Origin of the sequence: Rossellomorea sp. LJF3 (genome assembly GCF_037046045.1) — a bacterium.
Taxonomy (GTDB): Bacteria; Bacillota; Bacilli; order Bacillales; family Bacillaceae_B; genus Rossellomorea.
This window is the reverse complement of the sequence record NZ_JBANLY010000016.1, coordinates 1-17595: the sequence shown is the minus strand read 5'-3', so window position 1 is coordinate 17595 and position 17595 is coordinate 1. Positions and strand designations below refer to the sequence as shown.

Sequence of the window (17595 nt, the reverse complement as noted above, 5' to 3'; positions counted from 1 at the left end):
TCAGGAGTAGCTGTTCATATCCGTGACCCATTGGGACAGGTTTTGTTTATTCGTCGTAATATGGTCCGTTAAGTCAGATGAGGAAATCCCGCTTTGACTGTACTGATAAATTTCCTGCAAAACGGGTTTGACGTTTTCATGAATATCGGCATTGACCATCAATGACTTGACCAGCCGTTCAACCTGCTCGCATTCCGAAACCGAACCGCAGCAATCCGTCGAATGATTGCTTAATATATCTGATAACAACTGCATTTGATTCTGTGAATTTAAAGGCATCGAGTACACCCTTTCATTTTTCGTTTGGTTGAATGAAACACGTACATCCCAAGGTCCCTTCAAATGACCAGACCCAAAAAGGAATTCACTACTAGTGTGTGAATTCCTTTTTCAATTATGCGCCCTTTTTTGAGGGACGGACCTCCACCCGGGCGCTCCACTCCATTTTTGGCTCTTGCATAGGACGGGGAGTCATGGTATGGTTTTTTCGATAATAAAAAATGAGGTGTCTACATGCGTTTACGTCATAAACCATGGGCTTCTGAGAAAATCAGTGATCATCCACAGTATGTTGTGGCAGAACCCCAGGAGAAAAAAGGTCAATGGAACAAAGAGTTTGGTAACGATAACCCGATCCATATCGAGGTAGGGACAGGAAAAGGTCAATTCGTCACGGAAATGGCAAGGGCCAATCCGGACGTTAATTATATAGGAATCGAGTTATATGAAAGTGTCATCGTGACAGCTCTTGATCGCCTGATCGAAGCGGAACTTCCGAACGTCAAGCTGTTGAATGTCGATGCAAGGAATCTAACGGAATACTTCGAAGCAGGGGAAGTGGACAGGGTCTATCTGAACTTCTCTGATCCATGGCCGAAAAACCGCCATGAAAAACGCCGCCTGACATATAAGGACTTCTTGTCCATGTATGAACAGATCCTGATTAAAAAAGGAGAAATCCACTTCAAGACAGATAACCAGGGACTGTTCGAATACTCATTACAGAGTTTCTCATGGTATGGCCTGCATCTGAACTTCTTAAGCCTGGATCTCCATAACAGTGAATTCGAAGGCAATATCATGACCGAATACGAAGAAAAATTCTCCGCCAAAGGGCAAAGAATCTACCGCGTCGAAGCCCAGTTTCAACATTGATCATAAGAGGAAGACAGCCCTGTGAATGTACAGGGCTGTTTTTTGATTGCCGAGGCATCAGCCTACAAGTTGTCCATGTATTCTGATAAAATGAAGGAGTATGAACAAAGGAGGAGTCAGGATGGAAACGTTGAAGGTTGGAGATCTTACGATACACTGGTTGAACGGCGGCGTGACTCACATGGATGGGGGAGCCATGTTTGGAGTGGTCCCAAAGCCGCTGTGGTCCAAAAAGTATGAAGTCAATGAATACAATCAGATCGAATTGCGAACCGATCCACTTTTCTTTCAGTGGAAAGGGAAAAATGTCTTGATCGAATCGGGTATCGGCAAAGGGAAGCTGAATGATAAACAAAAGCGCAATTACGGTGTGCATGAGGAATCGGATATTGAAGCATCCCTTGCATCCCTTGGCCTTACGCCAAATGATATTGATGTGGTCTTGATGACACACATGCATTTTGACCATGCATGCGGGTTGACGAAGGTTGAGGGAGAGGAATTGGTTCCAGTCTTCCCGAATGCCGTCATCTACACCTCTCAGGTGGAATGGGATGAGATGAGGAATCCCAACGTGCGCTCCCGCAATACATACTGGAAGGAAAATTGGGAAAGCATTCAATCCCAAGTGGAAACGTTCAAGGATGAGATAGAGGTCCTTCCGGGGATCAAGATGGTTCACACCGGCGGTCACAGTGACGGCCACTCGATCATCCTTTTGGAGCACGGTGGAGAGACATTCATCCATATGGCAGATATCATGCCGACTCACGCACACAAGAATCCATTATGGGTACTCGCTTATGATGACTATCCGATGACGTCCATCGGGGCAAAAGAAAAATGGATTGGGAAAGCGATTGAAGAAGAGTACTGGTTCCTTTTCTATCATGATGCGGTATATAGAGGCATCAAGTGGAATAGAGACGGGGAAATCATTGATAAGGTAATGAGGGAAAAATAAGAAAAGGATGATCCCAGGGTGAATCGGGATCATCCCATTTTTTTACGTTAAAGGGTATACATCCACCACCGTACCGGTATAAGCGTCGGCTACGAACTCATACTGCTCGAGTTCGCCGTCTTTCCGTCTTGATATACCGCCTTTATACACCTTGGTGCTGACGTGGTGCTTCTGATAGTCTTCAGGCTTCATCCCGATCCATGAACCATCGATGCTGCCTTCTTTTTTGAATGAAAGTTTGACGTCTTTTAATACTTTTTCAGCAGAAATAAGGCGGGAATCATCAAGCTTTTCTTTAAGCAGATATCCGCCCGCTGCTCCGATTCCCAGTCCAAATACGAAAGATTTCCAATTCATCCTTTGTTCCCTCCACAGGCTAATTTCACGTGCCGGAAGCCTCGGACCGTCCATCTTAGTCCCTGCTAGCCTTGCCGGCAATGATCGATAATTTGTCATCCTTAGGTACATTCTATCAAAGAAAACAGAAAAAAGAGAACTGCTTTTATTCTCAATAGGTGGTAAGAGGTGCGAAAGTTCTGTAAAATAAGATTATACATACTGCAGATTTTATATAAAAGGGGCATAAGACATGAAACAAGATACGTTAGAGCTATTTAAGACATTGACTGAATTACAGGGAGCTCCCGGTAATGAGCATGCGGTCCGGGCATTTATGAAAGAGCATTTATCACGGTATTCCGATGAAATCGTGCAAGATCGATTGGGCGGAGTATTCGGTGTGAGAAAAGGCAGCGATCAGGATCCCGTTGTCATGGTTGCCGGCCACATGGATGAAGTGGGCTTCATGGTTACATCGATCACAGACAATGGAATGATCCGTTTTCAAACCCTCGGTGGCTGGTGGAGCCAGGTACTGCTCGCTCAGCGGGTCCAAATCATGACGGATAACGGGCCGGTGACAGGTGTGATTGGAAGTATACCTCCTCACCTGCTAGGTGAAGAACAGCGCCGCAAGCCGATGGACATCAAGAATATGCTCATCGATATCGGTGCGGATGATCGGGAAAATGCACGTGAAATCGGAATCAAACCAGGTCAGCAGATTGTGCCGATCTGTCCGTTCACCCCGATGGCCAATGAGAAGAAGATCCTGGCCAAAGCCTGGGATAACCGTTACGGATGCGGATTATCCATTGAATTATTAAAAGAGCTTCAGGGCGTAAACCTGCCCAACACCCTTTACTCCGGTGCTACGGTTCAGGAGGAAGTCGGACTGCGCGGTGCCCAGACGGCAGCCAATATGATCAATCCGGATATTTTCTTTGCACTCGATGCGAGTCCTGCAAATGATATGTCAGGGGATAAGAATGAATTTGGTCAACTTGGAAAAGGGGCACTCCTCCGCATCCTCGACCGATCCATGGTGACGCACAGGGGAATCAGGGAATTTGTATTGGATACAGCAGAGTCAAACGACATTCCGTATCAGTATTTTGTCTCACAAGGCGGTACAGACGCCGGAAGAGTTCATATGTCAAATGAAGGCGTACCGAGTGCTGTCGTGGGCATCTGTTCAAGATATATCCATACTCATGCGTCCATGATCCATGTAGATGATTATGCGGCTGCCAAAGAGCTGATCGTCAAGTTAGTGAAAGAGTGCGACCGCTCGACCATCGAGACCATTAAATCCAATGGTTGATCACCACTAGAAAAATAGCTAAGAGCTGTCTCATTCATATACGAGTTGGGACAGCTTTTTTATAGAGAGAAAAAAAGGCGTTTATCAGACCTTTTTAGAAATGAGGTATGAATGTGTTAAAGATAGCAATCGGAACAACGAATCCAGCAAAGGTGCAAGCGATACAAAAGGCGTTCGAGGAGCAATACAAGGAGGTCCAGTTCCAGTGCCTGAAAACCGATTCCCATGTAAGTGAGCAGCCCCTGTCCGATCAGGAGACGATCGAAGGGGCACTGAACCGCGCCAAAAATGTTCTCAAAAGCACGGACAGTGATGTTGGGATCGGCCTTGAAGGAGGCGTGTCAGAATCCCTCTACGGAATGTTCGTCTGTAACTGGGGGGCACTCGTCGACCGGCAGGGGAACGAAATCATCGGCGGTGGTGCCAGGATCTCCCTGCCAAACGAGATCAGCCGGGAGTTGAAAGCTGGGAAGGAGCTCGGGCCCTTGATGGATGAGTATACCCAGCGTACGGGAATCAGGAAGAAAGAAGGGGCCGTAGGGATATTCACCAATGGACTCGTTACAAGGGAAACGATGTTCCTTCACGTCGTTCAGCTCCTGCTTGGTCAGTGGCAATATAAAACAAACGTCCAAGATAAGTAAATCCCGGTCCGTTTAGGGGTTACTTGGCCCATACCAAATCGTCCAGTCCTTCATAGGATGGAGTATATCAGACTTTATTTTATCTGATAAATTCTTTCTAAGGAGGTTAGAATTTATGGGATGCAATTATTGTAACGACCGTGTCGGCGGGCGCCGGGATGATGATCGTCGTGATAATCGCCGTGACGACCGATTCTGTTGCGACTGGGATAAGTTCCTGTTTGGGGACAGAAGAAGATGCAACTTGTTTGGTGAGAATGATGATCGTAGAAGATGCGGTGGGAGAGACAACGTAAGAGGAGCAGAAGACAGGGACAGAGGATGCAGAGGCAGAAGAAGCGACGAAGACGATCGCAGAAAATGTGGATGCAAAAGAAAACATAGAAACTGCTTCTGCAATCTATTCTGGTAAAAAGAATCGAACTCCGTTTCAAACGGGGTTCTTTTTTGATTTTGATAGAAAAAATCCCCCTGAAAGAATTCAGGGGGATCAATCAATTATTTTACACCCTTCATCGCCCGTTGGATCATAGGGGAGATGAGGAATAGGATAATGGCCAGAACGATTGCCATTCCACCGATTGAACCAAAGTAAAGTGTTTCATTTTCAGGTGAATAGAAGCGGACAAGCTGTGCATTCAGAGCCTGTGCACCGGCAGAAGCCAGGAACCAAAGACTCATCGTTTGAGCAGAGAACGCTTCAGGAGCAAGCTTTGTTGTCGCTGAAAGACCGACCGGTGATAAGCATAATTCACCAAGAACGACGATGAAGTAACTTAGCACAAGCCATAATGGATTAACAAGTGAACCTTCTCCACCCATTTGTGCAGGTAACAGGATCACTAAGAAAGATAAACCGGCAAACAATAGACCGAATGAGAATTTCTTCGGGATGGATGGCTGACGGTCACCCAATTTCACCCACATCCATGCAAATACTGGAGCCAGCAGGATGATAAATAATGGATTCAGTGACTGGAACCATGCAGGAGAAATCGAAATCCCCATGAAATCAAGCTGTGTACGCTTGTCTGCATATGCAGCAAGGATAGTGGACCCTTGTTCCTGGATCGACCAGAACATCACGGCTGAAATAAATAATGGAATATACGCAATGACTCTTGAACGTTCAGTTGCCGTTGTTTTTGGACTATAGTACATCACAATAAAGTAGATGGTTGGAACGACGATTCCGAAGATCCCGACGATATTGATGAATACGTCCAGTGTGAATAAACCTGAAGGAATCGTGATACCTAGAATGATTGCAAGGGCGATGACGACCGCACCTACGATTAATCCGTATTTCTTCTTTTCACGGGTGTTAAGCGGGTTTGGAACATATGTACCCGCAAGGCCAAGATTCTTTTTCTTCGTTAACATGAATACGACAAGACCTAAGAACATACCGATTGCGGCAGCTGCGAATCCCCAGTGGAAACCTTTCGATTCCATAAGACTACCGACAATTAATGGAGCGATGAATGCACCTAAGTTGATACCCATGTAGAAAATACTGAATGCCGCATCACGGCGGGTATCATTTTCACTGTACATTTCACCTACAACAGTGGAAACATTCGGTTTTAATAAACCTGTTCCGATAACAATCAATACCATTGAAACAAAGAACAGAGATAAACTCCCTGGAAATGATAAAGCGATGTGACCAAACATGATGAATATTCCACCGTAGAAGACGGCTTTCGAAGTTCCGAATATCCTATCAGCCAACCAGCCTCCGATGACCCCCGACATATACACGAGTGAACCATAAATGGACATGATGGCTAATGCTGTGTTTTCATCTAGACCCAGTCCACCTTTTGAAACCTCATAGTACATGTAGAATACGAGGATGGCACGCATTCCATAATAGGAAAAGCGCTCCCAAAATTCCGTGAAGAATAAAGTGAATAATCCCTTCGGATGTCCAAAGAAACCTTTTTGAGGGACACTATCCACAATTTTCTGTTTATTCATTGATGACATGTTACTACCTCCCTTATTCTTTTACTATAATATTTTAATATTTTCTTAAAGTCAAAAAAAGTTTGCAAATGGTTAATTATAACATAAAATTTCTATAGATTGCTAATATTTAATTATTTTTAAATAGTGAAAATAATTAGGTCTTTAGTGCGCGTGAGAATTCTGCATAAAAAAGCCTGCAGGATTGATCCTGCAGGCTTTTTGGGAGATAGGGTCATTCGGATTCAAAAACGTAAGAAAGGGTCTTTAGTGCCTGTTCAATGGACGTTACTGTAACATTCGCCTTATTTGTAAGCTCTTTCAATGGATGATGAAGTTTTTCCGGGCGAATGAGGATCAGGGGCTTTTGTAGGGTAATGGCTGTGCTCGCGTCCATCGCCGTGTTCCATTGCTTATATTCTTCACCGAATAAAGCAATCACCACATCGGATTTCTTCATAAGCAGTTCCGTCCGGAAATTATTGATGGCAGAAGCAGCTTCATCCCGGAATATCTTGTTCGGCTGCTCCCCGAGGATTTCTTCCCCGATCGAGTCGGAACGATCGTGATTTTCCATGGGCCCGACGAACTGAAGGGGGAGTCTGAGGGCTTTCGCTTTCTCTTTTAATTCGTACCTCCAGGAGCTATGTATCTCTCCGGCTAAGTACACGGTTAATTCCATAATGATCACCTTCCTGTTTTTAGTCATCTTATCATAAATACCCTTTCGAAGGTATTTCAACCACCTTTCCCATGAAAAAGGCAGAATTTCTTATTGGAAGGGTTGTCAGGTGGGACTTTATGAGGGTATCATAAGCATAGGTCCTAGGTATGAATGGGAGGGGAATCGAGTATGAAAACCACAGCATCGATCATTTTCTTTATACTATTGCTTATTTTAGCAGGATGCAATACATCGATCGACCAGGAAAAAAAGGAGACGGCAAGCGCGGTGGAGGGAGCATTGAACTCCAATGAGAAAGCCGGAGAAGACGCTGGCAACATCAGCTTTTATCTTCCGTTTGGTGCCAAGATAGAAAAAGAATCTCCTTATAATATCATTATTTCAAAAGATTCTGATACGTTTATTCTTTTCACGAACCCTCAAGAAGATAAGGATAGTGAACTTCTATATAAAATGGCCATTAATGACAAAGAAAGTCTGGTGAAGCATGGGACGTTTAAAGAAGACAATCGCTTAGGATATTATGTCATTAAGGAATTGCCGGATACAGAAGAATACGAACTTACTGTAGGAGTGGGCGGAACGAAAGTAACAACTCAGTCAGAAATGAAAGACTTGGCGGATAACGCTGAAATGATGATGAAAATCGCAGCATCAGTCAAACACAACTAGATAGATACAGACCGGTTTTTTTTCTGCGGGAGCAGGGAGGGGCCGGTTTTTTTTATGGATTTAGAATAGATAAGCAATGGGAAAAGGAAAATAAAAGAAATCCGACCATACTGAAGAATGAAAAATTATAGACAAATCAAACATGTGTCTTTACACTAGTAAAAGGAATGGTATACAGAGGAGTGAAGGGCATGAGAGGGTATTTGGAGAGAAAAGGCGTTACGTTTTCGGCGAAGACGTATTTTATAGATGCTTTAAGTTATATGGCGCTGGGGTTGTTCAGCTCGTTGATCATTGGATTGATCATTAAGACGATCGGGGAACAGCTTCCCCTTCCTGCAGGGTTGAGTGAATTTTTCATAGAGATGGGGACGCTTGCCATCAGCTTGATGGGGCCGGCGATCGGTGTGGCGATTGGCTTTGGTCTTGGGGCGCCGCCACTGGTCATATTCGCTGCCGTGGTGACAGGTGCCGCCGGAGCGACCCTTGGAGGACCGGCCGGAGCGTATGTAGCGGCAGTCCTGTCAACGGAAATTGGAAAGCTCGTCAGTAAGACAACGAAAATAGATATTATCGTGACGCCATTTGTCACGATTTTTGCAGGATTCACGGTCGCTTACTTCATCGGACCGGGAATCGCTGACTTTATGAGTATGTTTGGAAGCTGGCTCAGCTGGGCGACGGAACAGAGACCGATCATCATGGGGATCCTGGTTGCGGCCCTCATGGGTCTTGCCCTGACTGCCCCGATTTCAAGTGCGGCCATTGCTTTGATGCTTGATTTGAATGGGGTCGCTGCCGGTGCTGCCACGATTGGCTGCGCCGCTCAAATGGTTGGATTTGCCGTCATCAGTTATCGGGAGAACCGGGTGGGCGGATTATTCGCCCAGGGGATTGGGACTTCCATGTTACAGGTCCCGAATATCGTTCGAAATCCACTTATCCTCATACCACCGACTGTTGCCGGCATGATTCTCGCTCCCATCGGGACGACCGTTTGGCTGATGGAAAACAATGCAGCTGGAGCCGGGATGGGGACGAGCGGATTTGTCGGACAGATCATGACGTTCAAAACGATGGGATTCAGCTGGGATGTTACCATGAAAATCCTGCTGTTGCATTTTGTTGGACCTGCATTCATAAGCCTGTTAATATCTGAATATATGCGTAAACTAGGTTGGATCAAACCAAACCAAATGACGATTGAAACAGGGGGCAAATAAAATGCGTAAACTTGAATCAGTGGAAGAATTCCACCAATTGAAAGAAAACGGGAAGCATGTATTTATGTTCTCAGCCGACTGGTGTCCGGATTGCCGAATCATCGAACCTATCCTTCCGGAAATCGAAAGTGAGTACGATGACTATACATTCTTATATGTAGACAGAGATCAATTCATTGACCTCTGCATCGAGCTTGATATCTTCGGAATCCCGAGCTTCCTCGCATACGGAGACGGTCGTGAACTCGGACGCTTCGTAAGCAAAGACCGGAAATCAAAAGAACAAATCGAGGACTTCATGAACTCGTTGGCTTCATAAATAACAGCAGAGGGGATCTCCTGAAAAGATGGGGTCCCTTTTCTTTTTCCCAAAATCAAAAGGTTCCTTTTGTAATCTCGCCATTTTCATGTAAAATGTTATAAGTGAGAATGAAAAACGAAGGTTTAGGATCAGTACTTTCTATATAAATGTATCACCAAAGGAGGATCAGATTTGGACATAAAAAAGCTAAAAAGTATACTCCAGGAACGATTAGAGAAACCAAATCGTACGTTTACATATGATCGGGATAAAGATTCACTGAGAATAGAAAACACCTCTACGAAAAAAGGGATCACTGTCTCCCTGCCGCCGATCGTATCGAAATGGAAGGAAAACAATAAATCCATCATCGATGAAGTCGTCTATTACGTAGAAGAAGCCTTAAATGTGATGGGAACAGAAGCGGATCTAGGCAGTAAACAGAAGAAGGTGTTTCCTGTCATCCGTTCCACCTCTTTTGCAACCGAATCCAATGAAGGTGTGGCACTCGTGACGGACGAGCATACAGCTGAAACGCGTATCTACTATGCCGTTGATTTAGGGAAAACCTACCGTCTGTTGGATGAAAACATGCTGAAAGCTGAAGGATGGACCCATGAGCAAATGAAGGAAACTGCCCTTTTCAATGTCAGAAGCCTGCAAACAGACATGAAAAAGGATGAAGTAGCAGGAAACCTATTCTATTTTCTCAATAATAATGACGGATACGATGCCAGTCGTATTTTGAATGATAGTTTCTTAAAACAGGTTAGCAAGGATATTCAAGGTGAGATGACGGTATCGGTCCCCCATCAGGATGTATTGATCATCGGGGATATCCGTAATGAAACGGGCTATGACGTCCTTGCACAGATGACGATGAGTTTCTTTACGACAGGAAATGTACCGATTACAGCATTATCCTTTGTATATGAAGAAGGGGAACTGGAACCGATCTTCATTTTGGCCAAAAATCGCAAAAAGGAAAGGGAGAAAAAATGATGAACGTATTTTATAACTTGGAAGGCATTGGTGATACCCTGATCGTTACACTGGATCCGGGCTTTGAAGGAGAAGTACAGCACGAAAGGAAAGAAGACGCAGCACGTTTATTCGATGAGAAAACAGGGAAAACACTTGGCTATAACCTATTCCAAGCATCCAAGTATATAAACGTGAGTGAAGTGGGACCTGTCGAAATGAACGATGAGAAGCTCCAATTGATCAACGAAGCCATCAAGAAGAACGGCTTTGATGAAGTATTGGAAGCAGACTTTTCACCGAAATTTGTTGTCGGCTATGTATCTGAAAAAGAAAAGCATCCAAATGCAGACAAACTGAACATCTGTACCGTCGATGTTGGAGATGAAACCCTGCAAATCGTGTGCGGTGCACCTAACGTAGACAAAGGCCAAAAAGTCGTTGTCGCTAAAGTAGGCGCAGTCATGCCGAGCGGAATGGTCATCAAAGATGCAGAACTTCGAGGAGTCGCATCATCAGGCATGATCTGCTCTGCCAAAGAACTTGCCCTTCCCGATGCCCCCCAAGAAAAAGGCATCCTCGTCCTTGAAGACACATACCAAATAGGTCAACCATTCACAGCATAAAAACAAATACCTGGGTCCGGAGTGTGGGCTCAGGTATTTTTGTGTATTTTTTATTTGACTTTATGAATGAATAAGGTGTGAACATTTGGTTGGTAACGATGTATTGGGTTATTTTACAGAGTTCTAAGGTATTAACCGACCATTCATAAGTTGATTGAAGCTGCAGGTGCTCGACTCACGCCCCGCGGAAAGCGAGCATCTGCAGCGGAAATCAACCAGCACTTACTATGTACCATGTGACAATACTGTATATTACAAACCCTTTACACCTATGTTTATTTCGACACAATCCTTTAACAATTCCCTTATTCTATCGAAATGACTCGAATTTTTCTCTTTAACTGATAAAATAAATAGTAAGTATGAAAGAAAGAGTGATGTTTGTGAGCTGGATTAAAAAAATATTTGGTAAATTATCAGATAATGATGAACAATTTGAAGAGTACTATGATGAAAACCAAGACGATGTTCAGCAGCTCCAACCGACAAAGGCTGAACGTAAACATATAGCAGGGCCAAACCATTCACGTGATGTAGAAGCAAGGATGACATATCAATATCCAAAAGGGAATTTCCGATTTCCCCTTATATCAGACGGGGAAAACAGAGAACGTCCGCGAAGAACTCAAAGAAATCAAGAAAGAGAAAGAGATAGAGAAAAAGATAGAGAAAGAGAAAAGCCTAAAGAGCAGGAGCAGCGGCAGCCAAAGAACCGAAACCAATCTTCGGGCAATCGAAAGTGGAAAGAAGAGAACCAGTCCACTCCCATCAAGACAAAGAAAGCGACAAAGGTGGAAAAAGGAAACAGCCGGCCGTTTACGCCAACGGAGATTCCGTCACCCATCTATGGTTTTAGAGGGAGACCGGTTAAGAAAGAAGAAAGTGTCGAATATGAGCTGAATAAGTTTTTACATAACGAAGAAGAGAGAAAAGAAGCAGTCATCGATCAAAAAGCTCTATCGATAGTAGAGGAATCCCTTCCTGTTGTAGAAAAAGAGTCTGCCATTGCTAAGGAGTCAGAGGCTGAATCCCGTGTACAGTCACATACGGAAGAACTGAAAGAAAGCATCCAACCTGTAGAACATCCGGCCCGCGCTGAGGAGATACATGCGGAAGAGATACAGTCGGATCCAATAAATGAAACGGACCAGAATGACGCCGGGATAACAGTCATTCCCACGACATCACATGAGCGTATTTCACTGATAGACGAAGTTGAGCCGGTTAAAGAAGAACCCGATATGGCAGTACATCGTGAGACGGTTCAAGAAGCAGGTCCGTCCCTCCAATTCGAATCAGCCGAACCCGTAGAGGAAGTACCTGCCGGCGAAACGGCTCAACCGCATCAAGAGACAGCAGTCCTTGAAACGCCAGGGGAAGAAGGACCGGCTGTGTATGAGAAGCCGGTCAATGAAGAACAGTCCCTTGTTGAAGAAAGGCCCGTCGACGAAGAACCAGAAGCGGCCATACCTTCAGAACCGATCAAGGAGGAACCTGAAAGACGGAAGAGATCGCATCTTCCTTTTAACGTGTTAATGCTTAAACAAGATAAGCGTCAGATGGATACTCGCAGATCGTCCGTACGTACGGAAGGTTCCCCTTCCATGGAGAGACAGAGGACCACTGAACAAACGGCACCTCCCGTTAAAGAGGCGCGTGTTGAAGAATCAGCTGAAGACGTGCGACGTGAAGAAAAGCCGCCTCAACAGACTCAGGTCCAAGGAGAAGAAGCGGTAAAGAGCTACAGTGAATTAAGCTCATCATCGAAACGGACAAGAGACTATGTCTTTCCGAAAGTGGATTATTTGACGCCGCCGGTATCCAAGGAAATGAGCGAAGAGTGGCTGGATTCTCAAAGACTTTTACTTGATGAGACCCTGCATAACTTCAACGTCAGGGCAAAAGTGGTGAATGTCACCCAGGGGCCGTCGGTCACACGTTTTGAAGTGCAGCCTGAACCAGGGGTGAAGGTCAATAAGATTACGAATCTGACTGATGACATAAAGCTTAGCCTGGCAGCCAAGGATATCCGGATGGAAGCGCCGATTCCAGGTAAACACACCATCGGGATCGAGGTGCCGAACAGGGAGAGCCGCCCGGTATGCATCAGTGAAGTCATTGCGAGTCCTGCCTTCCAGGAGCCGTCTTCACCATTGACCGCGGCCCTCGGACTGGATATTTCAGGACAGCCCATCGTGACGGATCTGAGCAAGATGCCCCATGGTCTCATCGCCGGTGCGACCGGTTCGGGAAAAAGTGTATGCATCAATTCGATTCTCGTCAGTCTTCTGTATAAGTCATCTCCGGATGAATTGAAGATGCTCCTCATTGACCCTAAGATGGTCGAGCTTGCACCGTATAACCGGATCCCTCACTTGGTGAGCCCGGTGATCACCGATGTGAAAGCAGCGACCGCCGCCCTTAAATGGGCCGTGGAGGAGATGGAAAGACGATACGAATTATTTGCCCACACAGGGGTAAGGGATATAAAGCGTTTCAACGAACTCGCGAAGCGGAATAAACAATACAGCGATATGCTTCCTTACCTCGTGATTGTCATCGATGAGCTCGCAGATTTGATGATGATGTCGCCGGCAGACGTGGAAGAAGCCATTTGCCGTATCGCCCAGAAGGCACGTGCCTGCGGAATTCACTTGATCATTGCCACTCAGCGTCCTTCAGTTGATGTCATCACTGGCTTGATCAAGGCGAATGTACCGACAAGGGTCGCATTCTCGGTTTCCTCAAGCGTCGACTCAAGGACGATCATCGATGGGAGCGGGGCAGAGCGCCTGCTCGGTAAAGGGGATATGCTGTTCCTTGAGAATGGTTCATCCAAACCGGTCCGATTGCAGGGTACGTTCGTATCCGATGATGAAATCGATGACATCATCCGCCATGTCAGGGAACAACGGGAACCGGATTATCTCTTCCAGCAGGATGAATTGATCAAGAAAGCGCAGGTCACCGAGGAAGAGGACGACTTGTTTTTAGAAGCATGTGAATTTGTCGTCGATCAGGGCGGAGCATCGGCCTCAAGTCTGCAGCGACGATTCAGGATCGGTTATAACCGGGCCGCAAGATTGATGGAAATGATGGAGAGTAATGGAATCATTTCCGAGTCCAGAGGCAGTAAACCAAGGGATGTCCTCATTTCCGAAAGTGAATTGGAGACACTCGCATAGACTAGTACAAATATTTAATACATGGTATTCTGTTTATATCTGTCCAATACGGACGAATGTAAACAGAATACCTATTCTTTTTGTGTAGGAAGAGCCATAAGGAGCTTTAGTGATGAAAGAAATCGAATTGAAACTTCAAGGAAAACTCAACAGGTTGACCAATCATACATTCAAGTTTGATGAAAGAATCAAGGATGGCTGGTTTTCAGCTGTGTATTTTTTAAAGACGAAGGAAATTGCCAAGAAACATAAACCGGATGCAGTCATCACCATGCAATTCTTTCAAAAGACACATGCCGTGATTTGCGGAACGGATGAAGTCATCGCCCTTCTGCATACATTCGCTGATAACCCGCAGAACCTTGAGATTCACTCTTTAAAGGATGGAGACCAGATCTCTCCGTTTGAAACCGTGCTGACCATCAAGGGCCGTTATCAGGACTTTGGATATTTAGAAGGCATCATCGACGGAATCCTTGCGAGAAGAACGTCCGTTGCGACGAGCGTTTACAATGTGATGAAAGCTGCTTCCTTATCGGGGAAACAGAAGCCCGTCATCTTTATGGGCGACCGTGACGATCATTTTACCCAACAGGCTGGAGACGGTTATGCAGCCTTCATAGGAGGATCTACGGCCCAGGCGACCCACGCCATGAATGAGTGGTGGGGGAAAAAAGGGATGGGAACCATGCCTCATGCCCTCATTCAATTATTCAATGGGGATATCGTAGAGGCAACGAAAGCGTATAAGGAAACATTCCCCGAGGACGAGCTCATCACCCTTGTCGATTACAATAATGATGTCATTACTGACTCATTGAAGGTCGCAAGAGAGTTTGGCCAGGAATTAAAAGGGGTAAGGGTAGATACATCAAGAATGATGATCGATAAATATTTCCTTCGTAATCAGCATGTGCTTGGAACCTTTGATCCCCGCGGGGTCAATATGCAGCTCATCAATGCATTGAGAGATGCTTTGGACGAAGAAGGGTACCACCACGTCAAGATTGTCGTGTCGGGCGGTTTTAACGAAGACCGCATCCGCCAGTTTGAGGAAAATCAAGTTCCAGTCGATATGTACGGAGTCGGAAGCAGTCTTCTGAAGATCCATGTAGGATTCACTGGGGACAACGTCGTCATCGACGGTTCCCCGGAAGCTAAGGCAGGAAGGAAGCTTCGCCCGAACCCCCGTCTGGAAAAAGTAGAATTCGAATAGGTGAGAACATGCAAGAGCAGGAAAGCACGTTAGATCTTGAGCGGTTCAGGCAGAAAAAACAGAAAATCGCCGAGGATCATATTGAGGACCTCTACAGTAAAGCGTATGAGTACGCTTTGAAGGAAACGAATATAAGGGAAAAAGTACGGGCTAAAATGATTTTCTCTAAACGGTTTCTTCAATACGATGAGGCCAGGATGATGGCTCGAGTCGAGAGATTGTTTCAAGAATGGTTTCTATTTGATTATAAAACCATCAAGGGACAAACCTTATTCTTTCAATTTCTGCAGTCACATCCCCTTCAGGAATCAACCAAACTCCTTGGTGCCGTTGTATTGACGGCTGCTTGGGAACCCGTCATAGTCAAAGGGAAAGAAGGACGGACCGTACGTTGTCAAACGATCGTTCAGGGAGATGAAGTGATTGTTAAAATGAACCCTGATTGGCTAGAAAAGGAAATATCTGAAGAACAGGTCTATTTCGTGAGGAAAGTCCCGCTGGTCGTTCATCAGTGGATCTTAGGTCCTGTTTTTCCCGTGAAATCAGTGGACGTGTTAACAAATTTACAAACACAATATAGTCAAATGAATCAAAAAACTGGGGTATTATGGAGGACGTTTTTAAAGGAAGAAGCGCCAAACTTCATTCTGCCCAGCCTTTCGTAGCTTCTGCATGGTCAGGGATTTCAAATAATGATATAATGTTTCAAGTTGAAGAAAGTACGCTTTTTTCTAAACTCACATATCAGAAGCTTGAGACCGATGGCAAAATAAATATAGATTTCATATAATGCTTTTAGATAGACGATTGTTGGAGGTTCTATTATGACGATATATCATTTCGTAGGAATAAAGGGGTCGGGCATGAGTGCGTTAGCCCAAATACTCCATGATATGGACTACGAGGTCCAAGGATCTGACGTAGACAAGTATTTCTTTACTCAGAAGGCTCTGGACGAATCAAATATAAAAATACTACCTTTCCAAAAAGAAAACATTGGAGGGGATATGCATGTGATCGCGGGGAATGCTTTCCCTGACACCCATGAAGAAATACAAGCGGCCGTAGAACAAGGACTGCCTGTGACCAGGTATCATAAATTCCTTGGTGATTTCATGCAGAAATTCACAAGTGTTGCGGTAACGGGAGCCCACGGGAAAACGTCGACAACCGGTTTACTGGCACATGTCATCAGCGGCGCAAAGCCGACTTCCTTCCTGATTGGGGATGGAACGGGTAAAGGCGAAGTGGATGCGAATTATTTTGTATTCGAAGCATGTGAGTACAGACGACACTTCCTGTCTTATTTCCCTGACTATGCCATCATGACGAATATTGATTTCGATCATCCCGACTACTTTGCCAATGTGGATGACGTCTTCTCTGCTTTCCAGGAGATGGCCATGCAGGTGAAAAAAGGAATCATCGCATGCGGGGATGACGAGCAGTTACAAAAGATCCAGGCACAGGTACCGGTGGTGTTTTACGGTTTCGCCGAGGAAAACGACTTCCAGGCGAGAAACGTAACGCGGGACAGAACGGGTACATCATTCGATGTGTTTGTGCGCAATGAATTTTATGCCGCATTCAAAATCCCGACATTCGGTGACCATAACATCATGAACGCCTTATCCGTCATTGCCATTTGTCACTATGAAGAGCTTGATACCGCCATCGTCCAAGAACGATTAAGCACATTTAAAGGAGTCAAGCGCCGTTTCTCTGAAAAAGAAGTGGGCTCACAGATCCTGATCGATGACTACGCTCATCATCCGACTGAAATCAAGGCAACCGTTGATTCGGCAAGACAGAAATATCCTGAAAAAGAGATCATCGCTGTCTTCCAGCCTCACACATTTACACGTACGCAGACCTTCCTGACAGAGTTTGCCGAGACGCTGAGTCTTGCGGACAAAGTGTACTTATGTGAAATCTTCGGTTCCGCACGGGAAAACCACGGAAAACTTTCCATCCACGATCTTGAAAGTAAGATTGAAGGGTGCGAAATCATAGACGAACAAGATACGACCGCTTTACTCAAACATGAAAACGCCGTACTGCTTTTCATGGGGGCGGGAGACGTACAAAAGTTCCAGCAGGCATATGAACAGAAGCTTGAGGAACAATTGAAAGAAGAGAAATAATAGATAAAACCGGTTCCTATTGGGAGCCGGTTTTTTTGTGCTTTGATAAAAAAAGGTTCTATAATATTTGTTGGGGTTCTTACACAATTTGAACATAAAAAATGCACGTAATCATCCAGTCTTTTATACTTGAGTTGTCGAGAAACAAGTATAGATTGGAGATAC

At 45.1% G+C, this 17595-nt stretch carries 18 protein-coding genes; 13 read left to right on the top strand and 5 right to left on the bottom strand.

Translation table 11 applies throughout. The features are described 5' to 3' along the window. Positions 1–279 (bottom strand): YtzH-like family protein, encoded by a 279-nt coding sequence (locus V8G47_RS14890; RefSeq protein ID WP_060672940.1) that lies wholly within the window; start codon positions 277–279, stop codon positions 1–3. Between the two features lie 234 nt (positions 280–513). On the opposite strand from V8G47_RS14890, the gene trmB reads away from it, so the two are divergent. Both trmB and V8G47_RS14880 read left to right on the top strand, forming a co-directional pair. Further along, on the top strand, positions 514–1155 hold the full coding sequence (trmB, locus tag V8G47_RS14885; RefSeq protein WP_336200818.1) for a tRNA (guanosine(46)-N7)-methyltransferase TrmB: 642 nt from the start codon (positions 514–516) through the stop codon (positions 1153–1155). A gap of 121 nt (positions 1156–1276) precedes the next feature. Further along, positions 1277–2119, top strand: a complete 843-nt coding sequence (locus V8G47_RS14880) for a YtnP family quorum-quenching lactonase (RefSeq protein WP_336200817.1) — start codon at positions 1277–1279, stop codon at positions 2117–2119. A gap of 42 nt (positions 2120–2161) precedes the next feature. Here the strand turns inward: V8G47_RS14880 and V8G47_RS14875 are convergent, their stop codons facing one another. Further along, entirely contained in the window at positions 2162–2476 is a 315-nt protein-coding gene (locus V8G47_RS14875) for a PepSY domain-containing protein (RefSeq protein WP_061811407.1), read from the bottom strand. A gap of 232 nt (positions 2477–2708) precedes the next feature. Here V8G47_RS14875 and V8G47_RS14870 point away from each other — a divergent pair, with 232 nt between their 5' ends. Next, positions 2709–3782 (top strand): M42 family metallopeptidase, encoded by a 1074-nt coding sequence (locus tag V8G47_RS14870; protein ID WP_061811408.1) that lies wholly within the window; start codon positions 2709–2711, stop codon positions 3780–3782. Between the two features lie 113 nt (positions 3783–3895). Further along, positions 3896–4426, top strand: a complete 531-nt coding sequence (locus tag V8G47_RS14865; RefSeq protein WP_442970862.1) for a DUF84 family protein — start codon at positions 3896–3898, stop codon at positions 4424–4426. A 106-nt stretch (positions 4427–4532) separates the two neighbouring features. Here the strand turns inward: V8G47_RS14865 and V8G47_RS14860 are convergent, their stop codons facing one another. From V8G47_RS14860 to V8G47_RS14850, 3 genes are all read right to left on the bottom strand, one after another. After that, positions 4533–4808, bottom strand: coding sequence for a hypothetical protein (locus tag V8G47_RS14860; RefSeq protein ID WP_336200815.1), 276 nt, complete (start codon positions 4806–4808; stop codon positions 4533–4535). Positions 4809–4924: 116 nt separating this feature from the next. Beyond that, a complete protein-coding gene (locus V8G47_RS14855) occupies positions 4925–6418 on the bottom strand; it encodes a peptide MFS transporter (RefSeq protein ID WP_336200814.1) in 1494 nt (497 codons plus the stop codon). 214 nt (positions 6419–6632) lie between these two features. Continuing rightward, a complete protein-coding gene (locus V8G47_RS14850) occupies positions 6633–7079 on the bottom strand; it encodes a YtoQ family protein (RefSeq protein ID WP_336200868.1) in 447 nt (148 codons plus the stop codon). A 171-nt stretch (positions 7080–7250) separates the two neighbouring features. On the opposite strand from V8G47_RS14850, the gene V8G47_RS14845 reads away from it, so the two are divergent. The 9 genes from V8G47_RS14845 to murC all read left to right on the top strand — a co-directional run bounded on the left by V8G47_RS14845 (position 7251) and on the right by murC (position 17430). Then, positions 7251–7754, top strand: a complete 504-nt coding sequence (locus V8G47_RS14845; RefSeq protein ID WP_336200813.1) for a hypothetical protein — start codon at positions 7251–7253, stop codon at positions 7752–7754. Between the two features lie 191 nt (positions 7755–7945). Next, the gene (locus V8G47_RS14840) at positions 7946–8977 is read left to right on the top strand and encodes a PTS transporter subunit IIC (protein WP_336200812.1); all 1032 of its coding nucleotides are present in this window, start codon (positions 7946–7948) and stop codon (positions 8975–8977) included. Between the two features lies 1 nt (position 8978). Next, positions 8979–9296: a thioredoxin family protein gene (locus tag V8G47_RS14835; RefSeq protein ID WP_336200811.1), complete on the top strand. Its 318-nt coding sequence runs from the start codon at positions 8979–8981 to the stop codon at positions 9294–9296. 174 nt (positions 9297–9470) lie between these two features. After that, the gene (locus V8G47_RS14830; protein ID WP_336200810.1) at positions 9471–10280 is read left to right on the top strand and encodes a DUF1444 domain-containing protein; all 810 of its coding nucleotides are present in this window, start codon (positions 9471–9473) and stop codon (positions 10278–10280) included. Then, positions 10280–10885: a YtpR family tRNA-binding protein gene (ytpR, locus tag V8G47_RS14825; RefSeq protein WP_229594295.1), complete on the top strand. Its 606-nt coding sequence runs from the start codon at positions 10280–10282 to the stop codon at positions 10883–10885. Before V8G47_RS14830 ends, ytpR begins: the two co-directional genes overlap by 1 nt. Before the next feature lie 383 nt (positions 10886–11268). Beyond that, positions 11269–14070 carry a DNA translocase FtsK gene (locus V8G47_RS14820; protein ID WP_442970861.1) on the top strand — a complete coding sequence of 934 codons (2802 nt, stop codon included), beginning with the start codon at positions 11269–11271 and terminating at the stop codon, positions 14068–14070. A 112-nt stretch (positions 14071–14182) separates the two neighbouring features. Beyond that, complete coding sequence (locus tag V8G47_RS14815; protein WP_079532871.1) at positions 14183–15286, top strand: nicotinate phosphoribosyltransferase; 1104 nt, start codon at positions 14183–14185, stop codon at positions 15284–15286. Positions 15287–15294: 8 nt separating this feature from the next. Next, a complete protein-coding gene (locus V8G47_RS14810) occupies positions 15295–15951 on the top strand; it encodes a hypothetical protein (protein WP_336200809.1) in 657 nt (218 codons plus the stop codon). Positions 15952–16110: 159 nt separating this feature from the next. After that, the gene (murC, locus tag V8G47_RS14805) at positions 16111–17430 is read left to right on the top strand and encodes a UDP-N-acetylmuramate--L-alanine ligase (protein WP_336200808.1); all 1320 of its coding nucleotides are present in this window, start codon (positions 16111–16113) and stop codon (positions 17428–17430) included. The last annotated feature ends 165 nt before the right edge of the window (positions 17431–17595 follow it).